The organism is Ruegeria sp. CDSB086, from assembly GCF_059611065.1.
Genome location: NZ_JBXWOV010000001.1, coordinates 692,235 through 709,883, shown reverse-complemented (window position 1 = coordinate 709,883; position 17,649 = coordinate 692,235). Strand labels below are relative to the sequence as shown.

General features: G+C 56.8%; 17 protein-coding genes and 2 tRNA genes. 9 read left to right on the top strand and 10 right to left on the bottom strand.

All coding sequences use genetic code 11. From position 1 onward, the window contains the following. Both AC2FIO_RS03520 and AC2FIO_RS03515 read right to left on the bottom strand, forming a co-directional pair. Nucleotides 1-75 (bottom strand) — tRNA-Asn (locus AC2FIO_RS03520). Between the two features lie 77 nt (nt 76-152). After that, nucleotides 153-1,067 (bottom strand): MBL fold metallo-hydrolase, encoded by a 915-nt coding sequence (locus tag AC2FIO_RS03515; protein WP_496695635.1) that lies wholly within the window; start codon nt 1,065-1,067, stop codon nt 153-155. 44 nt (nt 1,068-1,111) lie between these two features. Between AC2FIO_RS03515 and AC2FIO_RS03510 the strand changes: the two genes are divergently transcribed. The 3 genes from AC2FIO_RS03510 (at nt 1,112) to AC2FIO_RS03500 (ending at nt 3,231) form a co-directional block, all read left to right on the top strand. Next, nucleotides 1,112-2,431 (top strand): ATP-binding protein, encoded by a 1,320-nt coding sequence (locus AC2FIO_RS03510; protein WP_496695633.1) that lies wholly within the window; start codon nt 1,112-1,114, stop codon nt 2,429-2,431. Between the two features lie 113 nt (nt 2,432-2,544). Further along, nucleotides 2,545-2,805: a hypothetical protein gene (locus tag AC2FIO_RS03505; protein ID WP_058271760.1), complete on the top strand. Its 261-nt coding sequence runs from the start codon at nt 2,545-2,547 to the stop codon at nt 2,803-2,805. Between the two features lie 255 nt (nt 2,806-3,060). Next, complete coding sequence (locus AC2FIO_RS03500; RefSeq protein ID WP_496695631.1) at nt 3,061-3,231, top strand: hypothetical protein; 171 nt, start codon at nt 3,061-3,063, stop codon at nt 3,229-3,231. Nucleotides 3,232-3,714: 483 nt separating this feature from the next. Here the strand turns inward: AC2FIO_RS03500 and AC2FIO_RS03495 are convergent. Then, nucleotides 3,715-3,791: transfer RNA gene (locus tag AC2FIO_RS03495), tRNA-Ile, on the bottom strand. 107 nt (nt 3,792-3,898) lie between these two features. Here AC2FIO_RS03495 and purM point away from each other — a divergent pair. The 3 genes from purM to rnd all read left to right on the top strand — a co-directional run bounded on the left by purM (nt 3,899) and on the right by rnd (nt 6,812). After that, nucleotides 3,899-4,945, top strand: coding sequence for a phosphoribosylformylglycinamidine cyclo-ligase (gene purM / locus AC2FIO_RS03490; RefSeq protein WP_496695629.1), 1,047 nt, complete (start codon nt 3,899-3,901; stop codon nt 4,943-4,945). Then, complete coding sequence (gene purN / locus AC2FIO_RS03485) at nt 4,942-5,538, top strand: phosphoribosylglycinamide formyltransferase (RefSeq protein ID WP_496695627.1); 597 nt, start codon at nt 4,942-4,944, stop codon at nt 5,536-5,538. The genes purM and purN overlap by 4 nt, the downstream gene beginning before the upstream one ends. A gap of 116 nt (nt 5,539-5,654) precedes the next feature. Next, nucleotides 5,655-6,812: a ribonuclease D gene (rnd, locus tag AC2FIO_RS03480; RefSeq protein WP_496695625.1), complete on the top strand. Its 1,158-nt coding sequence runs from the start codon at nt 5,655-5,657 to the stop codon at nt 6,810-6,812. 6 nt (nt 6,813-6,818) lie between these two features. Here rnd and AC2FIO_RS03475 read toward each other — a convergent pair whose 3' ends face one another. Next, nucleotides 6,819-7,343 carry a hypothetical protein gene (locus tag AC2FIO_RS03475; protein WP_496695623.1) on the bottom strand — a complete coding sequence of 175 codons (525 nt, stop codon included), beginning with the start codon at nt 7,341-7,343 and terminating at the stop codon, nt 6,819-6,821. Nucleotides 7,344-7,482: 139 nt separating this feature from the next. Between AC2FIO_RS03475 and AC2FIO_RS03470 the strand changes: the two genes are divergently transcribed. After that, on the top strand, nt 7,483-7,893 hold the full coding sequence (locus AC2FIO_RS03470) for a SufE family protein (RefSeq protein ID WP_282118347.1): 411 nt from the start codon (nt 7,483-7,485) through the stop codon (nt 7,891-7,893). Between the two features lie 3 nt (nt 7,894-7,896). Here AC2FIO_RS03470 and AC2FIO_RS03465 read toward each other — a convergent pair whose 3' ends face one another. The 3 genes from AC2FIO_RS03465 to AC2FIO_RS03455 all read right to left on the bottom strand — a co-directional run bounded on the left by AC2FIO_RS03465 (nt 7,897) and on the right by AC2FIO_RS03455 (nt 10,526). After that, nucleotides 7,897-8,565: a DUF1638 domain-containing protein gene (locus AC2FIO_RS03465; protein WP_472723853.1), complete on the bottom strand. Its 669-nt coding sequence runs from the start codon at nt 8,563-8,565 to the stop codon at nt 7,897-7,899. Between the two features lie 75 nt (nt 8,566-8,640). Beyond that, on the bottom strand, nt 8,641-9,675 hold the full coding sequence (locus AC2FIO_RS03460) for a Hint domain-containing protein (protein WP_496695620.1): 1,035 nt from the start codon (nt 9,673-9,675) through the stop codon (nt 8,641-8,643). A 152-nt stretch (nt 9,676-9,827) separates the two neighbouring features. Then, nucleotides 9,828-10,526, bottom strand: coding sequence for a corrinoid protein (locus tag AC2FIO_RS03455; protein WP_058271755.1), 699 nt, complete (start codon nt 10,524-10,526; stop codon nt 9,828-9,830). 273 nt (nt 10,527-10,799) lie between these two features. Between AC2FIO_RS03455 and AC2FIO_RS03450 the strand changes: the two genes are divergently transcribed. Continuing rightward, nucleotides 10,800-11,891, top strand: a complete 1,092-nt coding sequence (locus AC2FIO_RS03450; protein WP_496695618.1) for a PA0069 family radical SAM protein — start codon at nt 10,800-10,802, stop codon at nt 11,889-11,891. A gap of 53 nt (nt 11,892-11,944) precedes the next feature. Here the strand turns inward: AC2FIO_RS03450 and gltA are convergent, their stop codons facing one another. Then, the gene (gene gltA, locus AC2FIO_RS03445; protein WP_109311809.1) at nt 11,945-13,240 is read right to left on the bottom strand and encodes a citrate synthase; all 1,296 of its coding nucleotides are present in this window, start codon (nt 13,238-13,240) and stop codon (nt 11,945-11,947) included. Between the two features lie 121 nt (nt 13,241-13,361). Beyond that, on the bottom strand, nt 13,362-14,762 hold the full coding sequence (gene gltX, locus AC2FIO_RS03440) for a glutamate--tRNA ligase (protein WP_496695651.1): 1,401 nt from the start codon (nt 14,760-14,762) through the stop codon (nt 13,362-13,364). A gap of 78 nt (nt 14,763-14,840) precedes the next feature. Between gltX and AC2FIO_RS03435 the strand changes: the two genes are divergently transcribed. Then, nucleotides 14,841-16,883, top strand: coding sequence for a ComEC/Rec2 family competence protein (locus AC2FIO_RS03435; RefSeq protein ID WP_496695616.1), 2,043 nt, complete (start codon nt 14,841-14,843; stop codon nt 16,881-16,883). Here AC2FIO_RS03435 and lexA read toward each other — a convergent pair. Beyond that, the gene (lexA, locus tag AC2FIO_RS03430; protein ID WP_058271750.1) at nt 16,880-17,578 is read right to left on the bottom strand and encodes a transcriptional repressor LexA; all 699 of its coding nucleotides are present in this window, start codon (nt 17,576-17,578) and stop codon (nt 16,880-16,882) included. The two genes, AC2FIO_RS03435 and lexA, sit on opposite strands and share 4 nt — an antisense overlap. Nucleotides 17,579-17,649 lie beyond the last annotated feature (71 nt).

Genomic DNA, 17,649 nt, shown 5'->3' with positions numbered 1-17,649 from the left:
TGGCTCCGGCGGTAGGGATCGAACCTACGACCAATTGATTAACAGTCAACTGCTCTACCGCTGAGCTACGCCGGAACTGAGGGGCGTATAACAACCCGTTTTTTGCCCGTCCAGAGGGGAACTGCATCAAACGGAAAAAAAGTTCTGCCTGTTCAGGCTGACCTTGAAAACATGGCATCGACTGAAAGTGCGTCGAAAGTGTAAACTTGTGATTTTCTATAAAGATCAACTAGATGTGCGAACACGTTGCGTTCAGCCGCGGGCAAAAGCGCGGCTGGCGTGCCGGTATAGACGCGCTCGGCCAGATATCGGGCGTTTCCGGGCTGCTCCTCCAATGCCGCCAGTATCTGCGCCTCGCGGGACAGCCGGTGAGTGATCAGCCAATCCAACCGTTCAGAAGGGTTGGTGATCTCTGCACCGTGACCCGCGTGAAACACAGCCCAATCCCGCGCACGCAACTTGTGGCACGCCTGCATAAAGTCTGTCAGGTCCCCATCCGGTGGAGAAACCAGCGAGCTGGCCCATCCCATGACATGATCGGCAGTAAAGCAAACATCACCCCAGCCCAAAGCGATATGATTGCCCAAGTGACCAGGCGTATGGATGACCTCTAGCTGCCAGTCATCGCCCGCAATAACCTCACCATCTGCCACCTCGATATCCGGGCGGAACGCTGTGTCGATTCCTTCGCCACCTCCGGCCAGACCCTGCCGCGCCAGTTGCGCCATCACTTCGCTGCGTCCGGCCTGCGGTCCGCCAAAGGCCAGAATCGGCGCGCCGGTGCGTGTTGCCAATGGTGCAGCAAGCGGCGAGTGGTCCAGATGGCTGTGCGTGACGATGATATGGCTGATCCGCTGTCCGGGGCGCACCGCATCCAGAATCGCTTCAAGATGAGCATCGCTCAAAGGACCGGGATCAATGACCGCCAAATCACGTTCTCCCAAAAGGTACGTGTTCGTACCGCGATAGGTCATCGGGGACGGATTCGGCGCAAGTATCCGACGCAGGCCGGGCTGTAAGTCCATCGCCAGACCGGGGGGCGGGTTGAAATCGTCAGGCGCCTGCATTCTGAGCTCTTTCTCTTGGCGGATCAGCCCGTTAGGTTTAGCGCATGTTCAGTCGATGGCTCAAACAATATATGCCGCGCAGCCTGTATGCCCGGGCCGCACTAATTCTGGTTCTTCCAGTTGTCGTGCTGCTGTTGGTGGTGGGGATTGCCTTTTTGCAAAAGCATCTCGAAGACGTCACCGCGCAGATGACCAAGACCGCCACGCGCGAAGTGACGTTGGTGCTGGAAACCATGAAAAAGGCCGAGACCCAGCAGCAGGCTCTGGCAGCGATACGCCTGGATTTATCGGTTCTTGATATGAAAGCCCGTTTTGTTGACGGCGACGAAAACCTGATGACGGACGGGCGTCGATGGTACGATTTTATCGCACCACAGGTCGAATCCCATTTGCGTGCGGGGCTGCCCGATCTGGCCGCCGTCGCTTTGCCTTCGGGTGATGAAGCTCGGTTGTACCTTGAAACCGATCTGGGGCTGCTTCAGCTGACGATAGATCGCCGCCGCCTGTCGCCCACGGCGCCGCATCAGTTGATTGTGACCATGATGTTCTTTGCCGTTGTGATGACGACGATCTCATTCCTCTATATGCGCAATCAGCTGCGGCCTATTACCCGCCTTTCTGACGCTGCGCAGGCCTTTGGTCGGGGCAGGGTGGTGCCATACACGCCAGGGGGCGCAATTGAAGTGCGCGCTGCTGGCAGTGCGTTTCTGGAAATGAGGGCTAGAATCGAGCGACAGATGGAACAGCGTACTATGATGCTGTCGGGTGTAAGCCACGACCTGAGAACACCGCTGACGCGCCTGAAACTGGGGCTTTCCATGTTGCCCGAGGATGAGGCGGCACCGCTGAAACAGGACGTGGACGAAATGCAATTGCTGCTGGATGCGTTCCTTGATTTCTCACGTGGTGTCGCCGAGGGGCCAGCCGAGGCGATCGAACCCGCAGTGTTGTTGCGTCAGATCGTCGAAGACGCGCGACGGGCAGGTCATCAGGCTGAATTGGTCTCAGTCGAAGGTGACGGCACGGCGATGCTGCGCCCCATGGCCATGCGCCGCGCGGTCGAGAACCTGATTGGCAATGCGGTGCGATACGGCAACAGCGCCGAGGTCAGCTTGTCCCTGACGCCCAAAACCACGCGCATCCGGGTCGAAGATGACGGACCAGGCATTCCGGTAGAGCAGCGCACTGAGGCTGTAAAACCGTTCTCGCGTCTTGATCCTGCACGCAACCAGAATCAGGGCAGTGGCGTTGGTCTTGGGTTGGCGATTGTTGCGGATATTGCCCGCGCACATGGCGGTGTTCTGCGGCTTGGTAAAAGTGAAAGGCTGGGCGGTCTTTGCGCAGATATCATTGTTGGGCGATGATTTTGGTAGGACCGGAATTCATGATTTGTGTCGCAGCCACAAGCGGCGCGTAAGATTTTTCTTTGGTCTAAAGCACCGATCACCCCGTACAACCTTTAGAATGGGAGGAAGTCATGACCAATAGTTTCGACGTGAAATCATCGTGGGTATCGGTAATGGATGAAACGAAAAACCCACTAAAAAAATACTCTCTATCCACAGCACACATGCTGATGCAGATGTTGGCATGGATGTGGAGCGCAATCTTCTCGCTGATGGTTGGTAGCTATTTTGTTTTCGGTGTAACCGCATTGGGCCATTTGCTGCTGATCGGAGGGTTGTTTGTCACCTTGGCAGTTTTCCAAAAGGCTGAAGCGACAGATCCTGAAGCGTAAAGTTACCGCCCCATATTAGACCGAACGGCTTTACCCGGGGTTTTTTGGTCCAATTCTTGACCCGCTCCGTATCGCCTTCACTACCCCAACTGCCTCCCGCGTTGTTTGTAACGGTTTCCCTCCGAACAACGCGGGTTTTTTTGGGCGGGGACGAGTTCGTACCCTAGCTTCGAATGCTGTGTAACTCGCCCATTAGACTTGAGGCGCATTTCTATCGTAACGTTACAGAACGTCTTTTACGGCATAGGTTTAGGTATGGACAACACTGTATTGTATTTCTTGGTTGGTATATTTGTCGTCGGGCTCGTGACGCTTGGATATTACTCAAAAAGCAGTGGCGCATTGATCTCGATTGTCATCGTAGTTGGCGTATTGGGTGCGATGGTCGGGTACTTTGGTGGATACTTAGGTGAACCTCCAAAGTAGGAAGGGACTTCAATTGGAGGTTTGCCGGTGCGCTTTGGCTTTGAAAGCCTATTTCCATTTCGAAAACAGCACAAAAAAACCAGCTTCGCGGTCCGAGTGAGCGGAGGGGTCGCGAAGCCGGTCAATTTCCTCCTACTGGGTGCGGGTCGGAGGCTGGGATGCACATGTATGGGACGTGCAAGATCATAAAAACATGAATTTTCAAGTTTCACTAAATGGAAATGGGATAGCCAAAAACCCATTCGAATAGGTGATATATCCAAAAGTATAGTATGCGGATGTGTCATTTCTCTTGAATGTACCAAATGGCACTTCCGCTTGAGCGGGGACTCCGAACTCTAGGGGTTTGAATAAGGTTCAGAGTTACTGGGCAATCCTGCAGATTTAGAAGAATGCATCTTATGTTTGGGCAGGACAGTAGAAACACCATGCATCGCTGGTCTGGCAAGCATCTGAAACTGATAACAATGTACAAGTAGACGGTGGTAGGCCCGGCAGGACTTGAACCCGCAACCAAAGCGTTATGAGCGCTCTGCTCTAACCAATTGAGCTACAGGCCCGCCTGAGCGCTTTGAGTACCATGGTGAACGGCCGCGTCAAGCCTGACCGTTGCAACAAGTCGCACAATCGACTAACCCGCGCGGGAACCATTCATAAGGGGCTGGCCATGACCACGGGCAAGAACGGAATCACCTATGCCGATGCAGGCGTTGATATTGATGCGGGGAATGCCCTAGTCGACCGGATCAAGCCGGCCGCAAAACGAACCAACCGCTCGGGTGTGATGAGCGGGCTGGGCGGCTTTGGCGCTCTGTTCGATCTAAAGGATGCCGGATATCAGGACCCGATTCTGGTTGGGGCCACCGATGGGGTGGGCACCAAGCTGCGCATTGCCATTGATACCGGTGTTGTCGACGGTGTGGGCATCGACCTTGTGGCCATGTGCGTCAATGACCTGATCTGTCAGGGTGCTGAGCCGCTGTTTTTCCTGGATTACTTTGCGACCGGCAAACTGGATACCGACACAGCCGCGCGGATCATCGAAGGCATTGCTGAAGGCTGCGTCCAATCCGGATGCGCTTTGATCGGCGGTGAAACTGCTGAAATGCCCGGCATGTACCCGGATGGTGATTTCGATTTGGCCGGGTTCTCGGTCGGCGCGATGGAGCGTGGTGCGCATCTGCCGGCCGGCGTTCAGGACGGCGACGTGCTTTTGGGGCTGGCGTCGAACGGTGTGCATTCCAACGGCTACTCGCTGGTTCGGAAACTTGTCGAAATTTCGGGCCTGGACTGGGATGCAGCATCCCCGTTCAGCGACGGTTCTCTGGGTGAGGCGCTGCTGACCCCAACGCGTCTGTATGTGAAACCTGCGTTGCAGGCGATCCGGGCAGGGGGCGTTCATGCACTGGCTCATATCACTGGCGGTGGCCTGACCGAAAACCTGCCGCGCGTGTTGCCCGAGGGGTTGGGCGCCGAGATTGACCTGAATGCATGGGACTTGCCGCCTGTATTTCGCTGGATGGCGGAAACCGGTAGAATCGTCGAGGCCGAGATGCTGAAAACCTTCAACTGCGGCATTGGCATGATCGTCGCATGTGACGCGGATCGCGCGGATGATCTGGCGGGGTTACTGGCCGACGCGGGCGAAACGGTTGCGCGGATCGGCACTGTGACCGGGACAGCGGGCATGGCCTATTCGGGCACCCTGTTGTGAGCCATAAGCGCGTCGCAATTCTGATCTCGGGTGGTGGCTCGAACATGGTGTCGCTGGTCGACAGCATGACCGGCGATCACCCTGCGCGGCCCGGCCTGGTTCTGTCCAATGATGCGAACGCGGGTGGGCTGACAAAGGCGGCAGAGCGTGGCATTCCAACCGCGTCGGTGGATCACAGACCGTTCAAGGGTGACCGCGCCGCGTTTGAGGCCGAGTTGCTGAAACCGCTGGAAGAGGCGCAACCCGATATCGTTTGCCTTGCAGGGTTCATGCGCGTTCTGACCGGTGATTTCGTTTCGCGCTTTCAGGGGCGGATGCTGAATATCCACCCTTCGCTTCTGCCGAAATACAAGGGTCTCAATACCCACGCGCGCGCTATTGAAGCCGGGGATGCCGAACATGGATGTTCGGTCCACGAAGTCACCGCAGCTTTGGATGACGGACCGATCCTTGGGCAGGCGCGGGTGAATATTGAACCGCGTGATACGCCCGAGGGATTGGCCGCCCGGGTGCTGGTGTGGGAACACAAACTCTACCCTACAGTGTTGCGCCGTTACGCCAGTGGGGATCGGACTCCGGTGTTGCTGCCCTGAACGTCTCAGGGTGATTTACACGCGCGTCAAATTCATCCTATGGTCCGCAATACGGCTGGGTACGGAATGAAACAGACAATCAGCCGCACAGAACAAGAGCAAGAACAGTACCGCGCATGAAAACCCTGACGACGACGCAAGAGCTGGCCGATTTCTGCAAGGCCGCGGCGGATTATGACTATGTCACCGTAGATACCGAGTTTCTGCGCGAACGGACTTACTATTCAAAACTCTGTTTGGTGCAGCTTGCGGTTCCATCTGATGATGAAGGCAGTGCCGTTCTGGTGGACCCATTGGCCGATGGCCTGTCATTGGATCCGCTTTATGAGCTGTTTCGTGATGAAAGCGTGGTCAAAGTGTTTCACGCCGCGCGGCAGGATCTTGAGATTTTCTGGGTCGAGGCGTCCGTGTTCCCGCAACCTCTGTTCGACACCCAGGTCGCCGCGATGGTCTGCGGCTTTGGTGAGCAGGTGGGCTACGAGACTTTGGTGCGTAAAATCTGCAAGGAAGGCGTCGACAAAACCTCGCGTTTTACCGATTGGTCACGTCGGCCGCTGACAGATGCACAAAAGACCTATGCCTTGGCAGATGTCACGCATTTGCGGCAGATCTACGAATATCTGGCGGCCCAGTTGAACAAGTCACAGCGCAGCCATTGGGTATCCGAAGAGTTGCGCACCCTGACCCAGCCCGGAACTTACGATATCCGTCCTGAAGATGCATGGAAGCGGGTAAAAACCCGGACGAATTCGGCCAAGTTCCTGGCCGTCGTGCGCGAGTTGGCGCAGTTTCGCGAATCCTATGCGCAGGAGAACAACGTTCCGCGCAGCCGTGTGTTCAAGGATGACGCCCTGATCGAGCTTGCCTCAACCAAGCCGAAAACGCCATCGGATCTCGGCGGTTCGCGTTTGCTGCTGCGCGAGGCACGCAAAGGCGCGATTGCCGATGGTATTCTGGCGGCGGTGAAACGCGGGGTAAATTGCCCTGCCGATCAAATGCCGCGCGTCGATAACAGCCGTGACAAGCTAAAGATCAACCCGGCGCTTGCCGATCTGCTGCGCGTGTTGCTCAAGTCCAAAACCGAAAGCTCAGGCGTGGCGGCGAAGCTGATCGCAACAAGTTCCGAACTGGACCAATTGGCTGCGGGCGAGCGCAAGCTGCCTTCAATGTCAGGCTGGCGATTTGAGGTGTTTGGCGAAGATGCCCTGAAACTGTGTGACGGCAAGATCGCTCTGGCCGCCAAGGGGCAATCCGTACAAGTCGTGTCGCTTTAGCGACCGTTAGCGCCGCCGGGATTCCAATGTGTTCTGTTCGCCGCGAACGCGAACCAGACGGATGTTTCGCAGCTCAGCTCGGCCAACCGTAGTGGCATCATTGACCTCACGCGATCTTTCGGAGCCCAGATTGGTCGCGTAGCTTGGGTAGCTGACTTCAAACGTGTATTCCAGAATGCCGTTTTTTTCGTTCTCTTCGTTTTCCACGCGGACAAGGCGCGCATTGTAAGCCCCCTGTCTTGAGGCCGTACCTTTGACATAGATGATTGCCCCAGTTGGCGTGGGGTCGATGCGTAGCTCATCTACCTTGGTTATGGCAAAGCCGATCACTTCCTTTTCGGGTCGCGAAAACAGGCCCGGGCCGTCACGCCCTTCGGGCACCAGAGCATCGGCTTCGTTTACGGATACTTCAGTAGGGGCGGGTGTACTGGACCCGAACCAATTGGTCGGATTCACGCGCGACTCGCTCCAGCCGCTGCAGGCCGCCAGTGCCAGAGTGCTGACCAATAGAAGAGGTGTTGATTTTTTCATGGTCCCAAAGCCCAGAGAAGTATTTTCAGCAATGGGTTATCGTAAATTCCAAAGATTGAAAACCCACACCGGGGCTGGACAGGTGCCCAACAGAGGCATAGGTCACAAATGTGATCGCAACAAAAAGGACCGCTGCGAAATGGCAACGCCCGCCTTTGAGGAAATCGTCGAGGATTTTGAGTTTCTGGATGACTGGGAAGACCGGTATCGCCACGTCATCGATCAGGGCAAGGCGATGGAGCCGCTGGATGATGCGCTCAAAGTGCCGGCCACCAAGGTGCATGGTTGTGCCAGTCAGGTGTGGCTGCACCCCATGATCGACGGCGGTGTTTTCCGGTTCGACGGCGACAGCGACGCGTTGATCGTGCGCGGGCTGATTGCGGTGCTTCGGTCTTTGTATAATGACCTGCCCGTGGGCGAAGTCCCACAGGTCGACGCGGGCGGCGAGTTGGCGCGCCTTGGGCTGAATGATCACCTGTCCGCGCAGCGGTCAAATGGTTTGCGGTCGATGATCGAGCGTATCCGCGAAGTCGCGCAAGAGAACGCCTGACGATCAGGCTGTCGGCTTGCGGGTGGCCCACTCGGTCAGGGTGGTTTCAAGATCGCCATAGCCGGTGAAGCGCCGTTCAAACGTCAAACCCATGCGTTCGGCGCATTCCTGTGCGCGGGCCGTCAGGTCCGGGTCGTCTGTTTGGGCTTGATAGACAAGCTTGGTATAGTTCCCGAAATACATGTCCCGCAACTGGGGGTGACGATCTAGGCCCAGCGGTTTCCACACAAAGGCGTCAAACTGACGGGCCAGAAAATCTGTCAGATAAAAGGCCGTCGTTTCATCATCGCCATGGTCTTCAAAGGCTTGATTTCCTTCGAAAAAGGAATAGCAGTGCGGGCCTTTGATCATCTCAATGCCCATCTCTTCGCAAGCCTTCTGCAACAACCCTCCGGTGCCACAGTCGGCATAGACGACGAAGATCTGATCAAAGTTACCGCGGTGCTTGGCAACAGCTTCTTCGACAGCCTGCGTAATCCGTTCGGGGTGGACGTGCAGTATCGCGGGCAGGCAAGTCAGGGTCATATGATCCCAGCCATAGCGTTTTTTTAGATGCAGGATTTCGCGCGCCAACGCACCGCATGCCAATAGCAGTATGCCGCCTTGCCGAGTGTCTTCGGTATAGCCTTTTGTCGTCAGGCTTGCGTCATCCGGTGTGGTGTTCTGCTGCATCGTCAATTCCCTGAAGGATTGCAGCATCAAAGAATGAATGCCGGATTAAGGCAAGCCCGCTTCCGACATCCCGTGTCAGGCCACCGACGCACGCGTTTCAAAAGACTGAAGCGATGGGCGGGCAGGGGGGCCATAGGCGGTGATCCCGTGACTGGTGAGTTCCGGAAATAGCGACAGGATCTCTTGCCGTGTTTCATGCTCAAAACTGTTCCACGCCTGGATTCCGGGGTGAAAGCTCTCGCTCAGGCACCCTTCGCCCCAGATCAGTTCGTGCTGATCGAACATTAGGTGATAATAGGTCACAAGACCGCCGGGCTTCATCACGATATCGCGGCCATTCACCAAATGCTTGGCAGGCACCAGCGCCTCAGCGTGGCCCGTATGCAGCTCGACCCGCCAGTCGCTGATCAGCATCCTGTGCTGTTGCGAGACCAAGAGATCGCGATCATTGCCAAGCGCACCCGCCCTGATCAGCACAGGCGTGAACACGCCTGCGGCACGCGCGGTCTGAGAGCCAATCCAACGCAGTGTTTGCAGCCCATGATCCAGCGTCGGAATTTTGTCACCCACGCGCAAATTCTCGACCTCGACCAAACCACGTTCCGTTTTGATCAGAGTGCCGGTTGCGAAACATCTGGCGATGTCCCAGGATTCACGGTCAGCGTTCAAACCCGTAGTTGTGGCGGTGTTTATACTGTTGAGCGTTAGTGACCTGATGCCCGCAAATTCCAATGCGGCCTGATCGCTGTTGGCTGAGAATTCTGGAACCAGAAAAGTGTTCCCGAGCGTGTCTTGCGCGATGACTGCCGTTATGTCTGCCGTTGTGCCGTCGACATACGTAATTGTCGCATTGTAGGCGACAGCTGCATCGAAAGTGGTCGCAGCGCCATCAATTGCAAAAAAATCCACGTCAGAGTTGGCGTTGTTTTCGTAGGTTCCACCAGGGTTTCCTACCGGTGTCCAAACGACAGCGTCGTCAAGTAATGGATCACCCGGACCACCAAAAGTTTGTCCAACCAAAGCGCCCGCGTTTTCAGCGGTGTTGTTACCCTCAGTCGGGTCGATGATTGCAAGATTACCAAGAAAAATAGCATTGAATGTCGTCGGCATTCCGTACCCCAAAAACTCTTTAACCAAACCCGCGTAACAAACTGGGCCTTAACTACAGGCTTAATTTGTCCAAATTTCCATGAGTAGCAAGCCCAAAAACGAAAAAAGCCGCCCTTTAAAGGGCGGCCTTGATCATTTCCCTGTGAGCAGGATCAGCCGGCAAGCTGGTTGTGCTTGCGCGAAACAAAGTCTTTGGCCGTTTCCACCGCCACAGCGGCGTCACGGCAATAGGCGTCTGCGCCGATGGCCTTGCCGAATTCCTCGTTCAGAGGGGCACCGCCAACCAGTACGATGTAATCTTCACGCCGTCCCTGTTCGATCAGCGTGTCGATGACCACTTTCATGTAGGGCATCGTTGTGGTCAGCAGGGCCGACATGCCCAAAATGTCTGGCTGTTCGGAATCCAGTGCTTCCAGATAGTTTTCGACCGGGTTGTTGATGCCAATATCCACGACCTCAAAACCGGCTCCTTCCATCATCATCGACACCAGATTTTTGCCGATATCATGGATGTCGCCTTTGACGGTGCCGATCACCATCTTGCCGACCCGCGGCGCGCCGGTTTCGGCCAGCAGCGGCTTGAGGATCGTCATCCCACCTTTCATCGCGTTGGCCGCCAGCAAAACCTCCGGCACGAACAGGATGCCGTCGCGGAAATCGTGGCCCACGATGGTCATGCCACCGACCAATGCTTTGGTCAGGATGTCATATGGTGTCCATCCGCGTTCAAGCAGGATGTTCACACCTTCTTCGATCTCTTCTTTCAGGCCGTCATAAAGATCGTCGAACATCTGCTCGACAAGTTCGTCGTCGTTGAGTTCGGACAGGACGATGTCTTCTTCATCGGACATGGGGCATTTCCCTGTGCTGGGCGGGCCATCGGCCCGTGGTGGCATTTTTTCCGTTTTGGCCATTTCGTCGCAGTTAGACTGTTACGATTGCGACCTTGGCAGTTCCGGGACCGACCTATACGTCAAATTGTTTGCGATCACGATGGAATTATCTGCAACAACATCCTGCAATCTGTTCACAACCGGGGAAAAACCGGTCGTCCAGGATCGGGGGCGAATAGGGCGGTTCGCGCAGTTTTCCTTGTCGCATGGCGATTCAGGGTCTATTGATTCATGAGCAAGAACATAACGGGAACAAATATGCCTGCACTCAACATAAGGGCCCGCGGCGTGGCCAGCAATGAATCAGGCAGATTCGAACGCTTTGCGACCGAGGCCTGTGACGATGGCTGGGAGATGGAAGAAGAACTTCCCCAGCTCAGAACCGAGGTCCGAGAAGAGGTAGCGCGCAGTGTGGTCACCTACAACCGATCGCCCGATCTGCCGTTTGACCGCTCGATTAACCCGTATCGCGGGTGCGAGCATGGGTGCGTGTACTGTTTTGCCCGCCCGACACATGCCTATCTGGGATTGTCGCCGGGATTGGATTTTGAAACCCGGCTGATTGCACGGCCAAACGCGGCAGAGGTTCTGAGGAAAGAACTGTCCTCAGCCCGGTACAAAGTGGCGACCATTGCGATGGGAACAAACACCGACCCGTATCAGCCGATCGAAAAATACCACCAAATCACACGGGCTTGCCTGCAGGTCTTGCAAGAGTTCCAGCACCCGGTCGCAATCGTGACCAAAGGTGCGATGATCGAGCGGGACTTGGATATCCTTACCCCTATGGCGCAACTTGGATTGGTTCGGGTCGGCATTTCGTTGACAACTTTGGACCCAGGCTTGTCTCGACGGATGGAACCACGCGCGCCATCCCCTGTAAGACGGCTGGCGACGATCCGGCGGTTGACCGATGCAGGAGTGCCGGTACGCGTCATGACATCGCCTTTGATACCGGGTCTGACGGATCACGAATTGGAATCCATGCTGGAAGCCGGGCGAGACGCGGGCGCTGATTCCGCAACCTGGATCATGCTGCGCCTTCCGCGCGAAGTCTCTGAGCTGTGGCAATCCTGGCTGCATCAGCATGAGCTGGCGCGAGCTGAAAAGGTCATGTCCAAACTGCGCGAAATGCACGGTGGTCGTGACTATGACCCGCGTTGGGGGCACCGCATGCGGGGGGAGGGTGAGTATGCCGGGCTGGTGGCCAAGCGCTTCAAGCTCGCGGTCAAACGTTTGGGGTTGGCCACAAAAACACCGCCGCTACGATGTGATCTGTTTTCCAGGCCCGCGCAGGCAGGGGACCAATTGACCCTTTTCTAAAAGGAAAAAGCCCCGGACACGGGTCCGAGGCGTTTCAAAATTGTAACCGGCAATCAGCGGTTTTCGATGTCCACATAATCGCGGGTCGTTTCGCCCAGATACAGCTGACGCGGACGACCGATTTTGTTCTGTGGATCTGCGATCATCTCTTTCCATTGGCTGACCCAGCCAACGGTGCGCGACAGCGCGAAGATCGGCGTGAACATTGAGGTGGGGAAACCCATCGCCTCGAGGATGATGCCCGAGTAAAAGTCCACATTCGGGAACAGTTTCTTCTCGGCGAAATACGGATCTTCCAGTGCTTGCTTTTCTAGTGCCTTGGCAACCTGCAGCTTCGGATTGTTCTCGACGCCAAGCAGTTCAAGCACTTCGTCGGCTGATTGCTTCATCACAGTCGCGCGCGGGTCGAAGTTCTTGTAGACGCGGTGGCCAAAGCCCATCAGGCGGAACGGGTCGTTTTTGTCCTTGGCACGGTCGATGTATTCCGGAATACGATCGACGGAACCGATCTCTTCCAACATCTCCAAACACGCCTGGTTTGCGCCACCATGGGCAGGGCCCCAAAGGCAGGCCACGCCCGCCGCGATACATGCGAACGGGTTGGCGCCCGACGAAGATGCCAGACGCACGGTCGAGGTAGACGCGTTTTGTTCGTGATCCGCGTGCAAAGTCAGGATCCGGTCCATCGCACGGCTGAGGATCGGGTTTACCTCATATTCTTCGGCGGGAACCGCAAAGCACATGCGCAGGAAGTTGGACGCGTAGTCCAGATCGTTGCGCGGATAAACGAAGGGCTGGCCGATGTGATACTTATAGGCCCATGCGGCGATTGTCGGCATCTTGGCGATCAGACGGTGCGAGGCGACCTCGCGCTGATGCGGATCAGATACGTCGGTTGAGTCGTGATAGAACGCCGACATTGCGCCAACGACACCCACCATAATCGCCATCGGATGCGCATCCCGACGGAAGCCGCGATAGAAGTACTGCATCTGTTCGTGCAGCATGGTGTGGCGCGTGATGGTGGTTTCGAACTGCTCTAGATCTTTGGCTTGCGGCAGCTCTCCGTACAGCAGCAGATAGCAAACTTCTAGGAAATGCGATTTTCCGGCCAGCTGGTCGATCGGATAGCCACGGTGCAGCAGCTCGCCTTTTTCGCCGTCAATATAAGTAATGGTGCTGTCACAGCTTGCGGTCGACGTAAAACCGGGGTCGTAGGTGAACACTCCGGCATCGCTGTACAGTTTACGGATGTCGATGACGTCAGGTCCAGCGGTCGGAGAATGAACCGGCAACTCGTACGTTTCACCATGGACTGTCAGAGTGGCTGTTTTATTGCTGTCGGTCATAGTGTCCCTTCCTCATTCTTACGCATGTCGAATCGCTGTCCGACCTTGCGGGCAACGGCTGCGCGCGGGCGCGCAGTCCGGGTGTTAGCGGAGCAGCGTTACCCAAATATGAAGATTGGGTTTACGTCGCTGCGTCAGAAAGCCGGGCCAGGGTTTCTTCCTTCCCCAGCACAAGCATCATGTCAAAAACTGAAGGCGTCACTGCCCGACCTGCCAACACCGCCCGCAACGGGCCCGCCAGTTTGCCGAACTTAACCTCTTTCGCTTCTGCAAACGAATTTAGGGTTTGCTCCAGTTCGTTTCGCGTCCAGCTAGCATTTTGCACGTGCGGCGTCAATTCACTCAGTATACCATCGGATACTGAGGCCAGCGCTTTTGCAGCCTTTTCATCGGGGTCAATTGGCCGAGATGTCAATACAAAGTGAGCTTTTTCAAGAAGTTCCGGGAACATCCGCGCGCGATCCTTGAGGCAATACATCGCACGTTCCAGATCACCGGATTGTGTTTCCGTGAGGTTAGGTAAATTTGCCGCTGCCAGATAGGCTTCGATCTCTTGCCGCAATGCAGCATCATCCGCGATGGCGATATGCTGCCCGCACAGATTTTCCAGTTTTTTCAGGTCGAAACGGGCAGGGCTTTTGCCGATTCCGTCAAGATCGAACCACTCTTTGGCCTGCGCGTCCGTAAAGAATTCATCATCGCCGTGGCTCCAACCCAGACGCGCCAAATAGTTGCGCATACCTGCGGCTGGATAGCCCATGGCCTGATATTCCTGCGCGCCCAAAGCACCGTGGCGCTTGGACAGCTTTTTACCATCCGGCCCGTGGATCAGAGGGATATGCGCCCAGACCGGGACGTCCCAGCCCATCGCCTCATAGATCATCATCTGCCGCGCGGCGTTGTTCAGGTGGTCGTCGCCACGGATTACATGGGTCACGCCCATGTCGTGATCGTCGACCACAACTGCAAGCATGTAGACCGGAGTGCCGTCCGACCGCAGCAGGATCATGTCGTCCAACTGATCGTTGCGAATGGTCACGTCACCCTGAACCTGATCGCGGATTACCGTTGTACCGTCCTGAGGCGCCTTGATGCGGATCGCAAACGGAGCGTCCGGATGGGAGGACGCTTCTGCATCGCGCCAAGGGCTGCGGAACAGGGTCGATTTCCCCTCGGCCCGCGCTTGTTCGCGGAAGGCCGAGATCTCTTCCTGCGTTGAAAAGCACTTGTACGCCTTGCCCTCAACCAGCAACTGATGCGCCACCTCGGCGTGACGTTCGGCACCCTCGAATTGACTGATTACATCGCCGTCGTGATCAAGGCCCAGCCACTCCATCCCTTGCAGGATCGCAGCCGTTGCTTCTGGGGTAGAACGCTCGCGGTCGGTGTCTTCGATCCGCAACAGGAACTTGCCGCCGCGGCCGCGGGCATAAAGCCAATTGAACAGCGCCGTACGGGCCCCGCCGATATGCAGGAAACCGGTTGGGGACGGGGCGAAACGAGTGACGACCTGATCGGACATTGTGTGGATTAACCTTTTGGTAACCGTGTCGGGCATAGATTGGCGCCTGTCTAACGAGCCGGAAGGACGGGGGCAACCATGCGTGTTCTGGCACGGGTCGAGACCGCGTTACTGAACCAGACAGGGTATTTGTTTCAGTGGTCTCCGGTGTGTTTGGCAGTCGGGATTGGTCTGTATTTCAGCCTGCGGTTTGAACCGGGGTGGATGATCTATGCAGGCCTCGTTGCCGTGATCGCGATTTGCTTAGGCTTGGTGCGCTGGCTTCCGTCTGGCTGGGCTGCGTTGACAACAGGGGGGGCGCTGATCGCTGCCGGGTTTATCCTGGCGGGCGGGCGCGCCCACACGGTGGCAGAGCCGGTCCTGTCCTGGCGTTATTACGGCCCGGTCGAGGGGCGGGTTGTAGCCATGGACCGCTCTGCGTCGGATGCGCTGCGGATTACGCTGGATCGGGTGCGTATAGGGGATGTGCCCGGTGACCGGCGGCCGCAGCGCGTCCGGCTTTCCTTGCACGGCGACGCACGCTCACTAGCGCCCGGCCAAAGGATCATGACCACTGCCCATTTGTCGCCCCCACAAGGCCCGGTGGAACCGGGAGGGTTCGATTTTCAGCGACACGCGTGGTTTCAACGGCTGGGGGCCGTGGGATACACCCGAGTTCCGGTGCTGATCGCTGCGCCCCCGCAGCCCGAAGGCATCCGCATTACGGCATGGCGAATGGCGATTTCCCACCATGTCCGCACGATCCTGCCGGGTGAGATTGGCGGGTTTGCGGCCGCCGTCACAACGGGTGATCGCAGCGGTATGGGGCAAGAAACGCTGAAGTCACTACGCGCATCCAACCTGGCGCATCTGTTGGCGATTTCGGGCCTCCACATGGGCTTGCTGACCGGGTTCGTCTACTTGATGTGCAGGCTTTTTTTCTCAACCAATCCTGCGCTGGCTCTCAGATTGCCTGTGCGCAAACTGGCGGCTGTCTGTGCGATGGTCTCGGCCACGATCTACTTGTTGCTGTCTGGGGGAAACGTCGCCACGGAACGCGCTTTTGTCATGGCAAGTGTCATGCTGATGGCCATCCTGATTGACAGACGCGCGATTTCCCTACGGGCCGTTGCGGTCGCCGCACTTATCGTACTCAGTCTGCGCCCCGAATCCTTGCTTAGCCCGGGGTTTCAAATGTCTTTTGCCGCAACGACAGCGCTTGTGGCGGTGTTCGGAGCGTTGCGTGACATTGGACCGATGCCGGGGCCAAAGTGGCTGAAACCTGTTGCGGGCCTACTGATGTCCTCAGCTATCGCGGGATTTGCAACCGCGCCAATTGGTGCGGCGCATTTCAACACATTGTCTCACTATGGTCTTCTTGCCAACATGCTTTCGGTGCCCGTCATGGGCATGGTTGTCGTCCCCTCGGCCGTGGTGGCAGCACTGCTGTCGCCATTCGGTCTTGAGATGGTGCCGCTGGCAGTGATGGGGCTGGGTTTAGAGTGGATTCTTGCGGTTTCGCAATGGGTATCGGGATTTGACGGCGCGCAAGGATATGTTGTCAGCCCGCCGCACCCTGTCCTGCCGCTAATTGCGGTTGGCGGCCTGTGGCTTGCGCTGTGGCAAGGACGGGCCAAATGGGTTGGGGTGGCACCAATGGCCGTGGCGTTGATATTATGGGGGCAGGGAAATCGCCCTGAAATACTGGTTGCGGATAGTGGTGGTCTTGTTGGCGTGATGACCGAACAAGGACGCGCCTTGAGTAAGAAAAAGGGAAGCGGGTTTGTCGCAACCGTCTGGCTGGAAAATGATGGGGACGGGGCAGATCAGCTGCATGCGGCCAGCCGTTGGCCGCATGATTCCGGCACCATTCAACGGTATGACTGGCAGGGCAAAGAGGTGTTGCACGTTACAGGCAAACGCGCGGCGCGCGGGATCAGTGCCTGCAATGCCGATCAGATCGTGATTTCTGCCGTGGCGCTGCAACTGTCCGGCGGCTGTGAAGTCTTCGATCCGAAACGGCTGCTGGCAACGGGAAGTCTGTCCCTGTCGGGCGGCAAGATCACAACGTCTAGAGAAGCGATGGGCGACAGGCTCTGGTCCCCGAACACATCCGGGAACCGGGATACCAAGCAGTTTTAGTAGCTGCGGATCAGTCCAACCAGACGACCCTGCACCTTGACCTTATCTTCTGGCAGGACGCGGGTTTCATAGGCGGGGTTCGCAGCCTCAAGCGCAATCGCCTGACCTCGGCGGAAGAACCGCTTCAAGGTGGCTTCCTGATCTTCGACAAGGGCAACAACGATATCGCCGTTATCAGCAACCGAGGTTTCCCGGATCACCACCACGTCGCCATCGTTGATTCCGGCGTCGATCATCGAGTCGCCACGCACTTCCAGTGCGTAGTGCTCTCCTTTTCCGGAAACCATTGTTCCGGGTACCGCGACGCGGTGCGACACATGGCTGATCGCTTCGATTGGAACACCGGCGGCGATGCGGCCCATCACTGGCAATTCCATCGCATCGACGGTCACCGGCTCAAAATTCGCGGGGCGGGGGCCGGACGGCTTGTCGCCTTCGATCACACGCGGCTTGAAGGCCACTGTGGGTTCTCCACCCAGGCTTTCCGGCAGTTTGACGATTTCAATGGCCCGCGCACGGTGCGCCAGACGCCGAATGAACCCGCGTTCTTCTAGTGCCGTAATCAATCTGTGGATGCCGGATTTGGACCTGAGGTCCAACGCGGCCTTCATTTCATCGAAACTGGGCGGAACACCGTCCGCCTGAACGCGTTTGTGAATGAATTCCAACAAATCCAACTGCTTCTTGGTCAACATTGCTCACACCTCATCGGTAATGCGTTTTCTTTTGTTCTACGCATGTTCACGTTTTGTGTCAACGGATTTGA